Source organism: Stenotrophomonas sp. Steno-Z1, assembly GCF_056393175.1.
This window is the reverse complement of the sequence record NZ_JBWJPB010000005.1, coordinates 79,452-97,428: the sequence shown is the minus strand read 5'-3', so window position 1 is coordinate 97,428 and position 17,977 is coordinate 79,452. Positions and strand designations below refer to the sequence as shown.

Annotated in this window: 17 protein-coding genes; 8 read left to right on the top strand and 9 right to left on the bottom strand. The window is 68.9% G+C overall.

Annotated elements, in window-relative coordinates; genetic code table 11:
• Position 1: 1 nt before the first annotated feature.
• The 3 genes from AC06FD_RS14335 to hemF all read left to right on the top strand — a co-directional run bounded on the left by AC06FD_RS14335 (position 2) and on the right by hemF (position 3,159).
• Positions 2–601, top strand: coding sequence for a hypothetical protein (locus tag AC06FD_RS14335; protein ID WP_478078173.1), 600 nt, complete (start codon positions 2–4; stop codon positions 599–601).
• A 72-nt stretch (positions 602–673) separates the two neighbouring features.
• Positions 674–2,206: a hypothetical protein gene (locus AC06FD_RS14330; RefSeq protein WP_478078172.1), complete on the top strand. Its 1,533-nt coding sequence runs from the start codon at positions 674–676 to the stop codon at positions 2,204–2,206.
• A 56-nt stretch (positions 2,207–2,262) separates the two neighbouring features.
• Entirely contained in the window at positions 2,263–3,159 is an 897-nt protein-coding gene (hemF, locus tag AC06FD_RS14325; RefSeq protein ID WP_259209464.1) for an oxygen-dependent coproporphyrinogen oxidase, read from the top strand.
• A gap of 149 nt (positions 3,160–3,308) precedes the next feature.
• Here the strand turns inward: hemF and AC06FD_RS14320 are convergent, their stop codons facing one another.
• Positions 3,309–3,785: a DUF421 domain-containing protein gene (locus AC06FD_RS14320; protein ID WP_259209462.1), complete on the bottom strand. Its 477-nt coding sequence runs from the start codon at positions 3,783–3,785 to the stop codon at positions 3,309–3,311.
• A gap of 372 nt (positions 3,786–4,157) precedes the next feature.
• The gene (polA, locus tag AC06FD_RS14315) at positions 4,158–6,929 is read right to left on the bottom strand and encodes a DNA polymerase I (protein WP_478078171.1); all 2,772 of its coding nucleotides are present in this window, start codon (positions 6,927–6,929) and stop codon (positions 4,158–4,160) included.
• A 96-nt stretch (positions 6,930–7,025) separates the two neighbouring features.
• On the opposite strand from polA, the gene AC06FD_RS14310 reads away from it, so the two are divergent.
• On the top strand, positions 7,026–7,304 hold the full coding sequence (locus tag AC06FD_RS14310) for a DUF2782 domain-containing protein (protein WP_259209459.1): 279 nt from the start codon (positions 7,026–7,028) through the stop codon (positions 7,302–7,304).
• An 85-nt stretch (positions 7,305–7,389) separates the two neighbouring features.
• Positions 7,390–7,629: a hypothetical protein gene (locus tag AC06FD_RS14305; RefSeq protein ID WP_259209456.1), complete on the top strand. Its 240-nt coding sequence runs from the start codon at positions 7,390–7,392 to the stop codon at positions 7,627–7,629.
• A gap of 49 nt (positions 7,630–7,678) precedes the next feature.
• Here AC06FD_RS14305 and AC06FD_RS14300 read toward each other — a convergent pair whose 3' ends face one another.
• From AC06FD_RS14300 to AC06FD_RS14290, 3 genes are all read right to left on the bottom strand, one after another.
• Complete coding sequence (locus AC06FD_RS14300) at positions 7,679–8,125, bottom strand: universal stress protein (RefSeq protein WP_259209455.1); 447 nt, start codon at positions 8,123–8,125, stop codon at positions 7,679–7,681.
• Between the two features lie 74 nt (positions 8,126–8,199).
• Complete coding sequence (locus AC06FD_RS14295) at positions 8,200–8,760, bottom strand: sugar O-acetyltransferase (protein ID WP_449334704.1); 561 nt, start codon at positions 8,758–8,760, stop codon at positions 8,200–8,202.
• A 71-nt stretch (positions 8,761–8,831) separates the two neighbouring features.
• Positions 8,832–9,104 carry a hypothetical protein gene (locus AC06FD_RS14290; protein ID WP_259209451.1) on the bottom strand — a complete coding sequence of 91 codons (273 nt, stop codon included), beginning with the start codon at positions 9,102–9,104 and terminating at the stop codon, positions 8,832–8,834.
• A gap of 254 nt (positions 9,105–9,358) precedes the next feature.
• On the opposite strand from AC06FD_RS14290, the gene AC06FD_RS14285 reads away from it, so the two are divergent.
• Together AC06FD_RS14285 and AC06FD_RS14280 are read left to right on the top strand one after the other, a co-directional pair.
• Entirely contained in the window at positions 9,359–10,111 is a 753-nt protein-coding gene (locus AC06FD_RS14285; protein WP_478078170.1) for a DUF4386 domain-containing protein, read from the top strand.
• Positions 10,089–10,520: a DUF6326 family protein gene (locus tag AC06FD_RS14280; protein ID WP_478078169.1), complete on the top strand. Its 432-nt coding sequence runs from the start codon at positions 10,089–10,091 to the stop codon at positions 10,518–10,520. The genes AC06FD_RS14285 and AC06FD_RS14280 overlap by 23 nt, the downstream gene beginning before the upstream one ends.
• Here the strand turns inward: AC06FD_RS14280 and rtcA are convergent.
• Both rtcA and AC06FD_RS14270 read right to left on the bottom strand, forming a co-directional pair.
• A complete protein-coding gene (gene rtcA, locus AC06FD_RS14275) occupies positions 10,510–11,526 on the bottom strand; it encodes an RNA 3'-terminal phosphate cyclase (RefSeq protein ID WP_478078168.1) in 1,017 nt (338 codons plus the stop codon). The genes AC06FD_RS14280 and rtcA overlap by 11 nt on opposite strands.
• A 49-nt stretch (positions 11,527–11,575) precedes the next feature.
• Positions 11,576–12,796: an RtcB family protein gene (locus tag AC06FD_RS14270; RefSeq protein ID WP_259209435.1), complete on the bottom strand. Its 1,221-nt coding sequence runs from the start codon at positions 12,794–12,796 to the stop codon at positions 11,576–11,578.
• Positions 12,797–13,100: 304 nt separating this feature from the next.
• Between AC06FD_RS14270 and rtcR the strand changes: the two genes are divergently transcribed.
• Complete coding sequence (rtcR, locus tag AC06FD_RS14265; protein ID WP_394163115.1) at positions 13,101–14,711, top strand: RNA repair transcriptional activator RtcR; 1,611 nt, start codon at positions 13,101–13,103, stop codon at positions 14,709–14,711.
• A 220-nt stretch (positions 14,712–14,931) separates the two neighbouring features.
• Here rtcR and AC06FD_RS14260 read toward each other — a convergent pair whose 3' ends face one another.
• Positions 14,932–15,486 (bottom strand): hypothetical protein, encoded by a 555-nt coding sequence (locus tag AC06FD_RS14260; RefSeq protein ID WP_478048219.1) that lies wholly within the window; start codon positions 15,484–15,486, stop codon positions 14,932–14,934.
• Positions 15,487–15,722: 236 nt separating this feature from the next.
• Positions 15,723–17,918, bottom strand: coding sequence for a DNA helicase II (gene uvrD, locus AC06FD_RS14255; RefSeq protein WP_478078167.1), 2,196 nt, complete (start codon positions 17,916–17,918; stop codon positions 15,723–15,725).
• Positions 17,919–17,977: the final 59 nt, after the last annotated feature.

The following is a 17,977-nucleotide window of genomic DNA, read 5'->3' as shown; positions in this document are numbered from 1 at the left end:
GATGTCATCGCTGCTTCCCCCGCCCCTGCCCAACGCCCGCGCTGCGGTCGATCCGTTGGCACCCCCGAAATTCCTCTCGCCGATGACCAAGTCGGTGCTGGCCCTGTGCGTGGTCTCGGCGGTGTGCTGGGTGGCTGCCGCCCTGGTCGCCGCACCGCTGTCCAGCGCGAGCTGGCTGCAGGAGCTCATGCACGACCAGGACCTGTCCTGGCTGGCGCCGTCGCTGCGCTGGCTGGGTGCCAACGCGGTGGCCTTCTGCGTGGCCATGCTGCTGGTCTCCGTGGCCGGCGTGGTGGCCTGCTGGGGCATGCTGTACCGCCAGCGCTGGGCGCTGTGGCTGTTCATCGTGCTGCTGGTCGTGACCGCGCTGTTCAACTTCGCCTGCAGCTGGGTGCTCGATGACGGCTTCCGCCACCTGCTGGACTATCTGGGCAGCGAGACAGCCGGCGCGGAGATGCGCGACCTGCGCAACGAACTGCTGATCCAGCGCATGACCTTCCTGGTGACCACGGTCACCTCGTCGATCGCCTTCGCCGGCCTGCATGGCTGGCTGGTGGTGCGCCTGCTGCGCGCCGACGTGACGGCGTGGTTCCAGCGCTGAGCCACCCGTGCGTTCGTGGCCGCGCCTCTGCCTGAGGCCGGCACGTCTCGTTTTCCGTTCAAGGATGCTGTCGTGACTCCTGCTGTTTTCTCGCGCCGCCGTTTTGCCGGCTGGCGCGCCCTGGCCGTCCTCGTCCTGGCCGCTGCCAGCCTTCCCGCCGCCGCCCAGTCGATGGCCTGCGGCAGCTACACCCGGGACGACGGCAATGCCGTGCTCATCATCGAGAGCGAGGGGCATGGCTTCCTGACCTCGCCCCATGCGCCCACCGAGGAACTGCGCCTGGCCCGCAGCGAAGACGTGCTGGGCATGGTCAACCTGGCCACCGGAGACATGGAAAACTGGTCCTTCGGCGAAGGCGACCGCACGCTGACCGGCGGTTACCACGACTTCGTGCGCGACACGCCCGCCGCCTGCAAGCCCTTCTACGCGGTTGAAGAGGGCAGCTGTCGCGCCGATCCCGTCGCCTGCCTGGAAGACTTCCTGGAGGCCGAGCCCGCGCAGCTGCGGCAGTGGTGTCGCGAGGACGTGCCGGTGGCCTGCAAGCGCCTGATCGAGCTGTACGAGCGCCAGGCCAACGAGGCCGCGCCGGAGCAGGCGCCGCCCTTCGAGAAACCGGCGCAATGCGATGAGACCGCCAAGGTCTTCGATGCCGAGGTCTGCATGCGCCTGCTTGAGACGGTGGCCGGCGAGATCATGGGCAAGGCGCTCACCGGGCTGAGCCGCGCCCCGCAGGCCACGCTGCCCGCTGCACAGCTGGTCGAGCTGGCGGACCTGTGCCGGCAGCACCCGCGCGAGGAATTCTGCCAGAGCGTGGCCCAGGCGCTGTGGGACGCCGGCCGGCTGCTGGACGCACGCCAGGCCCTGCAGCATGCCTGCAGCGAGCGGCCGCAGGCCCAGGCCTGCAGCCTGGTCGCGCCGTTGCGCGGGCTGTCGGTGGCGGCGTTGTCGCCGCAGCCCACCACCACCCTGCCCTGTGGCACCTACCAGGCCGAAACCGGCTTGCCGTCGGGCCTTCGCTTCGGTGACGACGGCGTGGTGCAGGTGATCGGCTACGCCACCCGCCTGCGCGCGAGCGTGCAGGACGAGCGGATCCACCTGCGACGCGACATCGGCGACGATTTCGTGCTGCAGGCCACCGAGGACGGCAGCCTGGTGGGCATGGACGGCAGCACCCGCTTTGCCCATTACACGCGCCGGCCCGGCGCCACCGACGCCTGCAGCAGTGGACCGCGGGCGTTCCTGGAGATCGTCCAGCCGTTGGACTGCCCCACGCTGGACCGCGCGGGCGGCGCGGAGGCCTGCTGCAAGGCCGGCCAGCTGCTGGGCTGCAGGATCGCCGCCACCACGCGTGTCCGCGCGGACGACTGGCGCGGCGCGCAGCCGTACTACGCGGCGCTGTGCAGCGCAGGCGTGCGCGCAGGCTGCGTGGGCCTTGCCGAGGTCTTCGAACACACCGGTGACGAGGCCGTGCCGGCGGCCTTGAAGGCCATCTGCGTCGCCGGCGGCGTGGCCCATACCGCCTGTGACGTAGACGCTACGCGCGACTGGCCGGCGCTTCGCGCGATGGTGCGCGCGATCGCTGAAGACGCTGCACGCCGCGAGTGACGCCCGCGGCGGCCACGCTAACCGTGCGCGTCTGCGGCCTGCGGTAAAGTAGCGCCATGAATGAATTCGAGCGCGTGCGCAGTTATCTGACCGACCTGCAGGACCGCATCTGTGCGGCCGTGGAGGCGGCCGACGGCCGCGCCCGCTTTGCCGAGGATGTCTGGCAGCGCGCCGAAGGCGGTGGTGGGCGCACCCGCATCCTGCGCGATGGCGCGGTGTTCGAGCAGGCCGGGATCGGCTTCTCCGACGTGGCCGGGACCCGCCTGCCGCCGTCGGCATCGGCCAACCGGCCGGAACTGGCGGGGGCCTCGTGGCGTGCCACCGGAGTCTCGCTGGTGTTCCACCCGGCCAATCCCTACCTGCCCACCACGCACGCCAACGTGCGCTACTTCCGTGCCGAGCGCGACGGGGTGGAAGTGGCCTCGTGGTTCGGCGGCGGTTTCGACCTGACCCCGTTCTACCCGTTCGACGAAGACGTGCAGCACTGGCATGGCGTGGCGCGTGACCTCTGCGCGCCGTTTGGCCAGGAGCGGTATGCCGAGCACAAGCGCTGGTGCGACGAGTACTTCTTCCTGCGCCATCGCAACGAGACGCGCGGCGTGGGCGGGCTGTTCTTCGACGACCTGCACGGCGACTTCGAACGTAATTTCGCCTACCTGCGCGCGGTCGGCGAGGGTTTCCTGGACGCGTACCTGCCGATCGTGGCACGGCGCAAGGACACCCCGTACGGCGAGCGCGAACGCGAGTTCCAGTTGTACCGCCGTGGCCGCTACGTGGAATTCAACCTGGTCTACGACCGTGGCACGCTGTTCGGCCTGCAGAGCGGCGGGCGCAGCGAGAGCATCCTGATGAGCCTGCCGCCGCGGGTGCGCTGGGAGTATGGCTTCCAGCCGGAGGCCGGCAGCGACGAGGCCCGCCTGGCCGATTACCTGGTGCCGCGCGACTGGGTGTAACCGAACGCGGCACCTCAGCGGCCGCAGCGTTAGCGATGTGGGACGCGCATACGGCCGATGGTTGCCCCGGCGGGTAGAACCCCCCGTGGGTGGCTGCGGTCCCGAACGATGGCATCCACGCACGGCGTGGATCTACGCCTTCTGCGGATCTACGCCTTCTTCGGCACGATGGTGATGTGGCCGTTGATTTCCAGCACCGCCAGGGCGACGTCGTCGATCGACAGGCAGCCCTGCTGGCGCAGCGCGGCGTCGAGGTCGGACTGGGTCACCATTTCGCGCCGGAGCACCGAGTCGAGCACCTTGCCATCGCGCGCGATCAGCACCGGCTCGCCTTCGACCAGCGTTTCCACGCGCCGGCTGCGCGTGCTCAGCCAGCCCACGCCGTAGTTGAGCAGGATCAGCGTGGCCGCCAGCAGCAGGCCACCGCCCAACGAGGTGTCCTTGCCCAGCAGGGCGTTCTGCACCGCGTTGCCCAGCAGCACGATCAACAGCACGTCGAAGGGCGTGATCTGGCCCAGCGCGCGCTTGCCCGACAACCGCACCATGCCCAGTACCAGCACGTACACCACCACCGCGCGCAGGATGAATTCCCACCATGGCATGGCCAATGCAAACAGATCGCTCATGCGACTCTCCCCGGTCAAGCCCACAGCATGGGCCGCCCCCAGGGTCCACGGCAATCGGCACGGCGCGCTCTGATCCGGGGCGGCGCGCAGGGGTTGCGACGGCGCAAATAAAAAGCCCCGCCGACCAGGGGGAGGTCAGCGGGGCCGGGGAACGGGCGCTTGGGGAGGAGCCCCCGTTCCGAGATCTGCTCCAGGGGATGGGAGAGATCCACAACAGGCGTTGCGCCTGTCGAGGTCTATAAAAGCACCTCGAACATTGACACTTCGTGAAGGGGCCCAATTAATGAAAGCGCCACAGGGGAAACATTCATCCGACAGTCAGTTAATCGACCGCCAATGAACCAATTCAGCCATTTCCCCGTGATTTCCGTCTCAATGCGCTTCATCCCAGTTGTCGCCAACGCCCGCATCGACCACCAGCGGCACCCGCAACTGGACCGATGACGACATCAGCTCGACCACATTCAAACGCAAGGTATCGAGAAACTCGCTTTCGGTTTCAAACACCAGTTCATCGTGCACCTGCAGGATCATCCGGGCCTGCCCGGCCTGGCCCTGCAGCCAGTCGTCCACCTTGACCATGGCGCGCTTGATGATGTCCGCCGCGGTGCCCTGCATCGGGGCGTTGATCGCGGCGCGCTCCGCCCCGGCCCGCAGGCCCTGGTTGCGGGCGTGAATGTCGTTCAGGTACAGCCGGCGGCCCTCCAGGGTCTCCACATAGCCCTGGTCGCGCGCCTGCTGGCGCATGCGCTCCATGAAATCGCGCACACCCGGGTAGCGGCTGAAGTACAACGCCACGTAGTCCTGGGCCTGGCCGCGGTCGATGCCCAGGTTGCGGGCCAGGCCGAACGCGCTCATGCCGTACATCAGGCCGAAGTTGATCGCCTTGGCGGCACGACGTTCGTTGGGGGTGACCTCGTCCAGTGCCCGCCCGAATACCTCGGCGGCGGTGGCGCGGTGCACGTCCACGCCCTGCTCGAAGGCACGTACCAGGCCCGGGTCCTCGGACAGGTGGGCCATGATCCGCAGCTCGATCTGCGAGTAGTCGCAGGCCAGGATCTTGCGGCCCGGCGGGGCCACGAAGGCGCGGCGGATGCGGCGGCCGTCCTCGGTGCGGATCGGGATGTTCTGCAGGTTCGGGTCGGAGGAGGACAGCCGGCCGGTGGCCGCGCCGGACTGGTGGTAGCTGGTGTGGACCCGGCCGGTGTCCGGGTTGACCATCTCCGGCAGCTTGTCGGTGTAGGTGCTGCGCAGCTTGGCCAGGCCGCGGTACTCCAGGATCACCCGCGGCAGCTCGTGCTGCTCGGCAATCGCCTCCAGCGCCTCTTCATTCGTGCTGGGCTGGCCCTTGGGGGTCTTCACCAGCGCCGGCAGTTTCAGCTCGTCGAACAGCACCGCCTGCAACTGCTTGGGCGAATCCAGGTTGAAGGTGTGCCCGGCCAGCTCGGTGGCCTTCTGCTGGGCCGCCAGCATGCGCACGCTCAGGTCCTGGCTCTGCCGGCGCAGCTCGGCCATGTCGATGTGCACGCCGTTGGCCTCGATCCGGGCCAGCACCGGCACCAGCGGCATCTCGATGCCGCGGTATACGCCATCCAGCGCCGGGATCGCCAGCAGCTGCGGCTGCAGCACCCGGTGCAGGCGCAAGGTGATGTCGGCATCTTCGGCGGCGTAGCGGGCCGCCTCGTCCAGGCCCACCTGCGAGAACGGGATCTGCTTGGCGCCCTTGCCAGCCACGTCCTCGAACTTGATCGTGGTGTACCCCAGGTAGCGCATCGCCAGCGAATCCATGTCGTGGCGGGTGGCGGTGGAGTTGAGCACGAAGCTCTCGAGCATGGTGTCGTCGTGGTAGCCCTGCACGTCCACGCCATGCCGGCGCAGCACGTGCAGGTCGTACTTGCCGTGCTGGCCGAGCTTCTTCCTGGCCGGGTTCTCCAGCACCGGGCGCAGCGCGTCCAGCACCTGCGCGCGCGGGAGCTGCGCCGGCGCGCCGGGATAGTCGTGGCCGACCGGGATATAGGCCGCCCTGCCCGGCTCGACCGCCAGGCTGATGCCCACCAGGTTGGCGCGCATCGCGTCCAGCGCATCGGTTTCGGTGTCGAAGGCGATCAGCTCGGCCGCTTCGGCGCGCTCCACCCAGGCCGACAGCTGCTCGGTGGTCAGCACGATCTCGTAGTCACCCGGCGCGGAGAGTGCCGGATCGAGCGGCGCCGGGGCCTCGGCCGGGGCGCTGCGGGCGTAGCCGGCCGCGGTGCCACGCAGGCTCACCGTGGCGTCGCTGGCAGCCACCGCCGCCGCTGCCGGGCCACCCAGCTCCTTCAGCGCCTGGGTGAAGCCGTAGCGCAGGTACAGCTCGCCCAGCACGGGCACGTCGGGGTCGCGCAGGGCCAGCGTGCGCGGGCTGGCGTCCAGCGGCACGTCGGTGCGGATGGTCACCAGCTCGCGGTTGAGCGGCAGGCGCTCCAGCGCGGCGCGCAGGTTCTCGCCGATCTTGCCCTTCATGCCGGGCGCGGCGGCCATCACCCCGTCCAGGTGCTGGTACTCGGCCAGCCACTTGGCGGCCGTCTTGGGCCCGCACTTCTCCACGCCGGGCACGTTGTCCACCGCATCGCCCATCAGCGCCAGCAGGTCGACGATCTGGTCGGCGCGCACGCCGAACTTGTCCATCACCGCCGCATCCGAATCCATCCGGCTGCCGCTCATGGTGTTGACCAGTTCGATGCCCGGGCGCACCAGCTGCGCGAAGTCCTTGTCGCCGGTGGAGATGGTGACGTGCAGGCCGTCCTGGTGGCCCTGCAGCGCCAGCGTGCCGATCACATCATCGGCTTCCACGCCGGGAATGCGCAGGATGCTCAGGCCAAGCGCCTCGACGATGCGGCACATCGGCTCGATCTGCGGGCGCAGGTCGTCGGGCATCGGCGGGCGGTTGGCCTTGTAATCGGCATACAGGTCGTCGCGGAAGGTCTTGCCGGGCGCATCGACCACGAACGCCACGTATTCCGGGCGCTCCTTCAGGGTGGCGCGCAGCATGTTGACCACGCCGAACAACGCGCCGGTGGGTTCACCGTGGGCATTGGTCAGCGGCGGAAGCGCGTGGAACGCGCGGTACAGGTAACTGGACCCGTCAATCAGGACTAATCGGCTCATGCGACGATTCTACGCGCCCGGCCCGGCGCGCCCTAGGCACGCGGCTCACGGTACGTGGGGCATAATCGGGCTCCCCTCGCCCTAGGACCTCGGCCCATGAGAACCCTGTTGCTGGTTGGCCTGCTCGCACTGGCCGGTTGCGCCACCTCCGGCGGCATGCCCCCGGTGGATGTCAGCGGCGCCGATGTCACGAACAAGACCCTGGCCAATGGCGATACGATCGACGAATACCGGGTCGGTGGCCAGCTGCGCATGGTCAAGGTGACCCCGGCGCAGGGTGCGCCGTACTACATGTACGACCGCAACGGCGATGGCCGAATGGACAGCGACAAGGACGGCGTCTCGCCGGTGTACTGGAAGCTCTACAGCTGGTGACCGCCGCCGCCGCGCTGCCCCTGCCTGCGGTGCTGGAACGCCGCTTGCAGGCGCAGCTGTCTCCCCTGCCGCTTCGTTGTACCGGATGAATACACCCGAACGCCGCCAGCCCCCCGATCCCGTCCAGCTGCGGGCCGGACTCACCGCCGAGCAACGCCAGGCGGTGGAGACGCTGGAACATTTTGGCTGGCAGCTGCGCTTCGTGCGCCGCCCGCTGTTCCGCGACCCGATCCCGGTGCTGTTCGACCGCGCCGGCGAACGCTACGTGGTGCTGCAGCCCGACGGCAGCCTGGATGAGTCGCAGACGCTGAAGCTGCGCGACTGAACCGAACGCGCCGCCGTCGAGGCGGCCCCGCGCCAGGCAGTGCCGGTCGTCAGCGGATCACCAGCACCGGCACGGTGCTGCGGGCCAGCACCTCGGCGGTCTGGCTGCCCAGCAATACGCGGGTCACGCCACGTCGGCCGTGCGAGGTCATCACGATGAGGTCGCTGCTGCGCTCGGTGGCGGTATCGATGATGCCGTCGGCGGCGTAGCGGTCCAGCACGTGGACGACGTTGGCGCGAAGACCCTGGGCCTCGGCGGTGGCCTTGGCCGGCGCCAGCAGCTTCTGCGCGGTCTCTTCGCGGTCGGCCTTGTACTCGGGGCTGTTCATGTAGCCCACGCTCCAGCCCATCGCGTCGTACATGCCCACCGCCCACGGCTCGGACACCGTCACGATATCGACCTCGGCATCCAGGTCCCTGGCCAGTTCAAGCCCCTTGAGCAGCCCTTTTTCGGACAGCTCCGACCCGTCGGTGGCAATCAGGATTCGCTTGTACATGGCACGGCTCCATCCAGGGGAAAGGGGATGGCTACCATTGCACACCCCCTGTGGACGCCACGCCTTGAGCCGGATCAATCGCGCGGCGGTACGACCCGGGCCGGGTTGCCGACCACCGTCGCGCCAGCCGGCACGTCGCGGGTGACCACGCTGCCGGCGCCGACCACCGCCCCGTCGCCGATGCTGACCCCGGGCAGCACGATGGCACCGCCGCCGATCCAGACATTGCAGCCGATCCGCACCGGCCGGGCCAGTTCCAGCCCGCTCGCCCGGGCCTGCGGGTCACGGGGATGGTCGGCCGCGTAGATCTGCACGGCCGGGCCGATCTGGGTGCCCTCGCCGATGCTGACCTCGGCCACGTCGAGGATCACGCAGTTGTAGTTGAGGAAGACGCCGGCGCCCAGGCGGATGTGGCTGCCGTAGTCGCAATGGAACGGCGGGCGGATCACCGCGCCATCGCCGACCTCGCCCAGTCGCTCGCGCAGCAGCTCGCGGCGCACCGTCGGCGATTCGGCCAGGGCGGCGTTGTAACGCACCATCCAGTGCTTGGCCGCGGCCATCGCGGCCTGCAGTTCCGGGTCGCCCGGCCGGTACGGCTGGCCGGACAGCATCTTTTCCTTTTCGCTCAGCGCCATGGTCGATCCTTGCTTCGGGCTGCTGATAATGCCGTGTTCGGCCCGCGCGGGGTGCGCCCCGCGACGCGCGTTCAGCGTAGTGACCGGGGCCACCGCGGCAGACGCGTGGCAGCCAGTGCCGATGCCGCCAGTCCCGCGGCGGTCGCCCAGAACGGCCAGGACCCCAGCAGTGCGCCCAGGCCGTCGGGGCGGGGTTCGCAGCGCAGCCGCACCAGGTCCAGCCCGCCACCGCCCTGCAGGCAGCTGTACGCATGCTCGAACAGGGCCAGCACCGGCGCCGCCCAGCCCGCCGACAGCGTCAGCGCGACAAGAACAGCCAGCAGGTACGGAATTCCCTTGTTCATTTGCGCGCTCCCAGCGGACAGCGCCAGACTCTGGGCGCCGGGCCGCGGCCCCACAAGCGGCACGCGACGAATCCCGGCAAATCCGGGATGAGTGCCGGGCCGGAGCCGACGAGTCGCGGCGGTGGCGGCCGCCGGCACCGGCGATGCGCTGTCCTACCGTCCGTCGGCGCGTGACTTCCGGCAGTCACCGCCGCCTGACCGGCCCCGTACGGTGGCGGCAACCGGTCCTTCCCACCGGTACCCGGAGCGGCGCGATGGCAATGCAGCAGCGGACCGGCCGCCTGGCCGGCGCGGTGTATCTGGTGGTGATCGCCACCGGCACCTTCAGCCTGGCCTACGTGCCCTCCCGGATCAGCGTCGGCGACGATCCCGCCGCCACCCTGGCCAACGTGACCGCGCAGGCCGGCCTGTTCCGCGCCGGCATCGCCGCCTTCGCCCTGGAGCAGATCGCCTTCCTGTTGTTGCCGCTGCTGCTGTACCGCGTGTTCGCCGCCGCGCATCGGCCGGCCGCCACGCTGATGGTGGCACTGGCGGTCACGGGTGTACCGATCGCGCTGGCCGCGCTTGCCCATCGCCTGGACGCGGTGAATCTGCTCACCGACCCGGCGCTGGCGCGGGTGCTGGCGGCGGGGCAGCTGCAGATGCTGGCGATGGCCGCATTGAAAAGCTGGAGCAGCCACATCTTCCTGGCCAGTATGTTCTGGGGCCTGTGGCTGCTGCCGTTCGGCTGGCTGGTGTGGCGTACGCGCGCCATCCCGCGCGCGCTCGGCGTGCTGCTGATGCTCGGCGGCGTCGGCTACCTGCTCAATGTGTTTGGCGAGCTGCTGATCCCCGGCTATGCCGCGACGGTGCTCTCCGACTACGCCACGCTGCCGGCCTCGCTCGGCGAGATCGGCAGCGGCCTGTGGCTGGCCCTGTTCGGGGCGCGGGCCAGCATGGCCGGCCCGCCGCCGCCCGCATCCCACTTTCCCGACGAGAACGGCCATGAGCCCATCCGCGTTGCATGACATACCGGTCCACGTGCGTTTCAAGCTGTCGGCGCTGTGGACCGCGCTGATGTTCTGCTACATCTACGGCGACTACTTCGGCCTGTACGTGCCAGGCAAGTTGCAGGGCATGATCAACGGCACCGGCCCGGTCGGACCGGTCAGCGAAGGCACGCTGGTGGGCACGGCCGTCATGCTGGCGATCCCGGCGCTGATGGTGCTGCTGTCGCTGGTGGCGCCGGCGTCGCTGGCGCGCTGGCTCAACATCGGCTTCGGCCTGGTGTACGCGGGCATCATGCTGGTGACGATGCCCGGCGCATGGTGGTTCTACCTCACCCTGGGGGTGATCGAGATTGCGCTGTCGCTGGCCACCGTGGTGGTGGCGTGGCGATGGCCGCGCAGGGAGGTGGCGCGCGCGGTCAACGACTGACCGTCACCCGCCACCCGCCGTCGTGCGGCTGCCAGTCGAACTCGACCGGCAGGAATTTTTCGATCAGGTGTGCGTTGCTGGCCAGGTGCGCGCTGATCGCCCGGGTGGTGAAGGCGCCGGCGCCGGCCAGCGCCATCGGCAACAGCAGCTGGTCGGACAGGTACTCACCGACGCAGCCGCTGCCCTGCAGGTACTGACGCACCTGCCCGGCCAGGCGCGCGCCGACCTGCTCGGCCGACACGCCGCGCTCGCCGTGGCCGCTGAAGACCTCCACATGCTCGGCATGGCGCACATGCACCAGCGCCACGTTGCCCGGGCCCAATGCCGGGCGCACCGCGTGCACGTGGCGCGGATGCGGGTCCACGCCGAGTTTTTCGGCCAGCACCTGCAGCTCGCGCAGGCCGATGTCGCCGGGCAGCCCGGACATCAGCACCTTGGCCTCCATCGAAGCCAGCGCGCCGCGCGCGTCGAACACACGCGGCTGCAGCGCCGCGCACGGCGCCACCTCGACCTGCATGACGCCGCCGCCGGCCGGGTGGAAGCCATGCTGCTGCAGCTGCAGCGACGCCTGCACGCCCATCTTCGCCAAGGCCGGCAGGTAGGCGTCGGCGATGAAATCCGCGCTGGGTGCCAGGGGGTTGTGGGTGCCGCCTTCCAGCCGCAGCCGCGACGGCGCATCGGCCTGCCACAGTGCCGGGAGCACGGTCTGCAGCACCAGCGTGGCCGAGCCGGCGCTGCCGGTAGCGAACTGGTACTCGCCCGCGCACACCGGGCCCGGCTCGAAGCGCAGTGCGGTGGCACCGAGCTCCGCACCGTGCGTGCAGGCGCTGCCCACCCGCGCGGCCGCGTTGACCGCGGTGAGGTGCTGGCGCATCAGGCCGGGACGACGGCGCCTGGCGCGGATGTCCTGGATGGTGAAGCCGATGCCGGTGCACAGGCTCAGCGTCAGCGCCGAGCGCAGCAGCTGGCCGCCGCCCTGGCTGCCGTCGATCTCGATCATGTCCATGTGTGTGTTCCTCCTGCGCGCGGCGCAGTGTACGCCGCGCTCGATTGCCCTAGCCCTTGACGCATACCACCTGGCGCAGCGTGTGCATGATCTCCACCAGGTCGCGCTGTGCCGCCATCACCGCCTCGATCGGCTTGTAGGCGGCCGGCGACTCGTCGACCACCTCCACGTCCTTGCGGCATTCGACGTGCGCCGTGGCCTTGGCGTGGTCGTCCACGCTGATCAGCTTGCGCGCCTGGGTACGGCTCATCACGCGGCCGGCGCCGTGGCTGCAGCTGTTGAAGCTCTCCTCGTTGCCGAGCCCGCGCACGATGAAGCTCTTGGCCCCCATGCTGCCGGGGATGATACCCAGCTCGCCCTTGCGTGCGCTCACCGCGCCCTTGCGGGTGACCATGACGTCCTTGCCGTAGTGGTGCTCGCGGCTGACATAGTTGTGGTGGCAGTTGACCGCCTCGGCCTGCGCCTCGAACGGCTTGCTGATGACCGTGCGCACCGCGGCCACGACGTTGCGCATCATGATCTCGCGGTTCATCCGCGCGAAGCGCTGCGCCCAGTCGACCGCGAACACGTAGTCGCCGTAATGCGTGCTGCCTTCGGGCAGGTAGGCCAGGTCCTGGTCGGGCAGGTTGATCATCCAGCGACGCATCTCCTGCTTGGCCAGCTCGATGAAGTACGTGCCGATCGCATTGCCCACGCCACGCGAACCGGAGTGCAGCATGAACCACACGCGCTGCTCCTGGTCCAGGCAGATCTCCACGAAGTGGTTGCCGGTGCCGAGCGTGCCGAGGTGCTTGAGATTGTTGGTGTTCTTCAGCTTGGGGTGGCGCTCGCAGATCAGCGCGAAGTCCTCCACCAGCTGGGTCCAGCCCTCGACGGCCAGTTCCGGCGGCGTCTCCCAGCTGCCCTTGTCGCGGCCACGGCCGACAGTGCGCCCGTGCGGCACGGCGCGCTCGATCGCGCTGCGCACTGCCGAGAGGTTGTCGGGCAGGTCGCTGGCAGTGAGCGTGGTGCGGGTGGCGATCATGCCGCAGCCGATATCCACGCCAACCGCGGCCGGGATGATCGCACCGATGGTCGGCACCACCGAGCCGATGGTCGCGCCCTTGCCGAGGTGGACGTCGGGCATGACCGCGATCCAGCGGTGGATGAAGGGCAGCTGCGCGATGTTCTGCAGCTGCGCGCGGGCGGCGTCTTCCAACGCCACGCCACGGGTCCACAGCTTGATCGGGGCCGCGCCCGGCTGCTGGATGACGTCGTAGTTGTTGCTCATGTCCGTATTCCTTGTGCGATGTCCTGGGGAAGCAGTGCGTGCAACGCCCGGTCCGGCCCGGCTGGCCCCATTGCCAGCCGGGCAGTGCCGCGTGCCGCATCCCTGCGGCTGCACCGTCTGCAGCGACCCGGCCGTGGGGGCCTTCGTCGCGTCCTGCAGGGGGTAGAGCAATCGGCGTGCCAACTTATTGCTGCTGGCTCCATGTCATTGATTTAGTAATGATTATCTTCATTCACCGGCAGGCACCTGCCCGCTTGTGCTCGGTTTTATATATATTTAAAGCGCGCCTTTTATAGGAATGGATATGGCAAAGCGACAGGTGGTGTTCGGCATGCTCGGCACCCAGCTCGACGCGGGCAGCGGCCCAGGCCGCTGGCAGAAATGGCGGCCGACGGTGGCGCTGGGCATGCACGAAGACTTCGTACCCGACCGGGTCGAACTGCTGCTGGACGAGCGTCGCTTCGGCAAGCTGGCCGCGCAGGTGCGTGAGGACCTGGCACTGACCGCGCCGGAGATGGCCGTGCACGTGCACGACACCTACATGGCCGATCCCTGGGAGTTCGAGGGGGTGTATGCGTGCCTGCATGACTTCCTGGCCGGCTATCCGTTCCAGCCGGACGAGGAGGACTATTACATCCACATCACCACCGGCACCCATGTCAGCCAGATCTGCTGGTTCCTGCTGGCCGAGAGCCGGCATTTCCCCGGCCGGCTGCTGCAGACCTCGCCCCCGCGCAAACAGAATGCGGGGGCAGCAGGCACGTACGCGGTGATCGACCTGGACCTGTCGCGCTACGACCACATCGCCCAGCGCTTCGCCCGGCAACAGCTGCTGGACCGCGACCTGTTGAAGGGCGGCATCGCCACCCGCAATGGTGCGTTCAACCGGATGATCGAGCAGATCGAGACCGTGGCCACCCGTTCGCGCGCGCCGATGCTGCTGATGGGTCCCACCGGCGCCGGCAAGAGCCAGCTGGCCAAGCGCGTCTTCGCGCTGAAGAAGCTCAAGCACCAGTTGCCGGGCCGCTTTGTCGAGGTGAACTGCGCCACCCTGCGCGGCGATGGGGCGATGAGTACGCTGTTCGGGCATACCAAGGGCGCCTACACCGGAGCCTCGGCCGACCGCGCCGGGCTGCTGCGCTCGGCCGACAAGGGCCTGCTGTTCCTGGATGAAATCGGCGAGCTCGGGCAGGACGAGCAGGCCATGCTGCTGCGTGCACTGGAAGAGAAGCGTTTCCTGCCGGTGGGCAGCGACCGCGAGGTGGAGAGCGATTTCCAGCTGATCGCCGGCACCAATCGCGACCTGCAGGCGGCGGTGCGCCAGGGGCGCTTCCGCGAGGACCTGCTGGCCCGGCTCAACCTGTGGACCTACGCGTTGCCCGGCCTGGCCCAGCGCAGCGAGGACATCGAGCCGAACCTGGAGTTCGAGCTGGAGCGATGGTCGCGCGAACAGCACGAACGCGTGCGCTTCAACGTCGAGGCCAGGACGCGCTACCTGGCCTTCGCCACCAGCGCCGAAGCGACCTGGCGCGGCAACTTCCGCGACCTGGGCGCATCACTGATGCGGCTGGCGACGCTGGCCACGGCCGGCCGCATCCAGATCGAGGGCGTGGAAGAGGAAATCACCCGGCTGCGCGCGCAGTGGCACGACGGCACGACCGCCTCGCCGCTGGATGCGCTGCTGGGCGAGGCCGTCAACGGGCTGGACCGCTTTGACCGGGTGCAGCTGGAGGACGTGGTGCGTGTGTGCGCCCGCTCGGCGTCGCTGTCGGCGGCCGGGCGCGAACTGTTCGCGGTGTCGCGCGCGCAGCGGGCCAGCACCAATGATGCCGACCGGCTGCGCAAGTACCTGGCGAAGTTCGGGCTGGACTGGGAACAGGTGCGTGGGGCGGCGCGGGCGGTCGATACGGCGTGAGCGTTGCGGGCTTCGGACGGCAGCCGACCAACGGTCGGCTCTACGCGGATCCGGCCCACCGTAGAGCCGACCGTCGGTCGGCTGCACGCACACCCGCCCCACCGTAGAGCCGACCGTTGGTCGGCTGCACGCACACACGCCCACCGTAGAGCCGAACGTCGGTCGGCTGCACGCACACCCCGCCCACCGTAGAGCCGACCGTTGGTCGGCTGCACGCCGATCAGGCGACCTTCACCACGCGCGCGCCCTGGCACAGCGGATAGGTAGCCACCAGGTCGGCAATACGCTCGCGCAGGGTCTCGAACGACACGCCGTACAGGTACAGCGCGGTTTCAGTCGGCCCCTGCCACCAGCTGCAGATTTCGCCCACGCCGTCGATGCGCTCGACGATCTGCTCGAACACATAATTCGAGTCGCACTGCTCGTAGACCTCATCGGGCAGGTCGGTGCCGTTGAGGTACAGCGCCAGGCCTTCGGTGACGCCGAACGCCTGGTCGGGCTCGCCTGCGCGCTGGATCAGCGATCCCTTCGGCGCGCCCAGTTGTTCCAGCAGTTCGACCACCGCCGGCAGCGAGGCCGCGTCGTTGAGCGCGATCTCGATGTCGCCGTACTCCACTTCACCGTCGTCGGACAGCGCGGTGCCGCCGCCGGTAAGCTGGCCCAGCGCGGCGCTTTCCAGCAAGGCGTCGAGCGGGTCCTCGAACAGCTCGTGGCGGTGCTCCGGCTGGAGTTTCGCGTTCAACTTGACGGTGATGTGCAGCGGCGAATCGGTCATGGGGCGGTCTGCGCTAGCGGAATACCGACCATTGTAGAGCCGAGCCATGCTCGGCTGCTGTGCGCGCTGCGATCGGCACGTTCGGGGCTGCGCTCAATGTTACGCAGCCGAGCATGGCTCGGCTCTACCTTGCGGGGTGCCATCGGTACGTTCGGGCTGCGCTTCCTGTTGTGTAGCCGAGCATGGCTCGGCTCTACCGCGGGTGGGCGTGGCGCGTCGTCCGTGGCGCGCCAGCGTCAGATCACGGTCAGGTTGGCGTACGCCATCACCAGCCACTTGCTGCCGGCATCGGCGAACTCGACCTGCACGCGGGCGTGCTGCCCGTTGCCCTCGTAGTCGGTGACCATGCCTTCGCCGAACTTGGGATGGTTGACCATCGCGCCCAGCTTCAGCGGCGGTGCTTCCAGCGCGGCGTGGCCCATCACCCGGTTGGCGCCGAGCGAGGCGGTGCGCGAGACCTGCACCTTGGGGCGCACTTCGTTGAGCAGCTCGCGCGGGATCTCGCGCAGGAAGCGCGAGGGCACGTTGTAGTTTTCCTGGCCGTGGATGCGCCGCGATTCGGCGTAGCTGAGCACCAGCTTCTGGCGCGCGCGGGTGATGCCCACGTAGGCCAGGCGGCGCTCCTCTTCCAGCCGGCCGCTCTCTTCCAGCGAGCGTGCGCTCGGGAACAGGCCGTCTTCCATGCCGGCCAGGAACACGATGGGGAATTCCAGGCCCTTGGCCGAGTGCAGCGTCATCAACTGCACGCCTTCCTCGCCCGCCTGGGCCTGGCCTTCACCGGCCTCCAGCGACGCGTAGGACAGGAACGCGACCAGCTCGCTCATGGTTTCACCGGTCTCTTCGACGTCGTCCTCACGGCGCACGAAGCGCGAGGCCACCGAGACCAGCTCGTCCAGGTTGTCCGCGCGCGACTCCGAATCCAGCGCGTTGCGGCTTTCCTTGGACCAGTGTTCGCGCAGGCCCGAGCGCAGCAGCACGTGGTCGATGCGCTCGGCCAGGGTCATCTCGCCGGCTTCGCCGTGCAGCTGGTTGACCAGGGTCAGGAACCCGGCCAGCGCATTGCGCGCACGCGCGGCCAGTTCATTGCCCTGGGTGGTCAGCATGGTGGCCTCCCACAGCGAGATCGCGTGGGTACGGGCCAGCCGGCGCACTTCGTCCAGGGTACGGTCGCCGATGCCACGCGTGGGCGTGTTGACCGCGCGCTCGAAGGCGGCGTCATCGTTGCGGTTGGTCATCAACCGCAGGTAGGCCAGCGCGTCCTTGATTTCCGCCCGCTCGAAGAAGCGCATGCCGCCATACACGCGGTACGGCACCTGCTCGGAGATCAGCGCTTCTTCAAAGGCGCGCGACTGTGCGTTGCTGCGGTAGAGCACCGCGGCATCGCCATAGCTGCCGCCATCGCGCACCCACTGGCGCGCGCGCTCGACCACGTAACGCGCCTCGTCCATTTCGTTGTAGGCCGCGTACAGGTCGATCGGGTCGCCGTCGCCGCTGTCGGTCCACAGCTCCTTGCCGATGCGGTCCGGGTTGTGCGCGATCACCGCGTTGGCCGCGCCGAGGATGTTGGCGCTGGAGCGATAATTCTGCTCCAGGCGCACGGTCTGCGCGCCGGGGAAATCCTTCAAGAAGCGCTGTACGTTCTCGACCTTGGCGCCGCGCCAGCCGTAGATGGCCTGGTCGTCATCGCCGACCACGAACACGTGGCCGCTGTCGCCGGCCAGCACGCGCACGAAGGCGTACTGGATGGCGTTGGTGTCCTGGAACTCGTCCACCAGGATCTCGCGGAAACGCGAGCGGTAGTGCGCCAGCAGCGCCGGGTTGTCGCGCAGCAGTTCATGCGCGCGCAGCAGCAACTCGGCGAAGTCCACCAAGCCGGCGCGGTCGCAGCGCTCCTGGTAGGCGATGTAGGCCTGGCGCATGGTTTCCAGCCACGCATCATCATGCGGCTCGGGCTGGATGTGCTGGGGACGGCGGCCTTCGTCCTTCTGCTCGTTGATCCACCAGGCGATCTGCTTGGGCGGGTGCTTGCTGTCGTCGATCTCCAGCTGCTGCACCACGCGCTTGACCAGGCGCAGCTGGTCGTCCGAGTCGAGCACCTGGAAGCTGTCGGGCAGCTTGGCATCCTGGTAGTGCAGGCGCAGCAGGCGGTGGGCCAGGCCGTGGAAGGTGCCGATCCACGCGCCGCGGCTGCCCTGCGGCAGCTGCAGGTCGATGCGGTGGCGCATCTCGCCGGCGGCCTTGTTGGTGAAGGTGACCGCAAAAATGCCATGGGTGGGCACGCCGCAGACTTCATTCAGCCAGGCGATGCGGTGGATAAGCACGCGGGTCTTGCCGGAACCGGCACCGGCAAGCACCAGATGGTGGCCGGGCGGGGCGGACACAGCTTCGCGCTGGGCGGGGTTGAGCCCGTCGAGCAAATGGGAGACATCCATCGGCGCATTTTACCCCGTGCGGGGCGATCCGACCGGCCTGGCGCCCAACCGATTCAGCG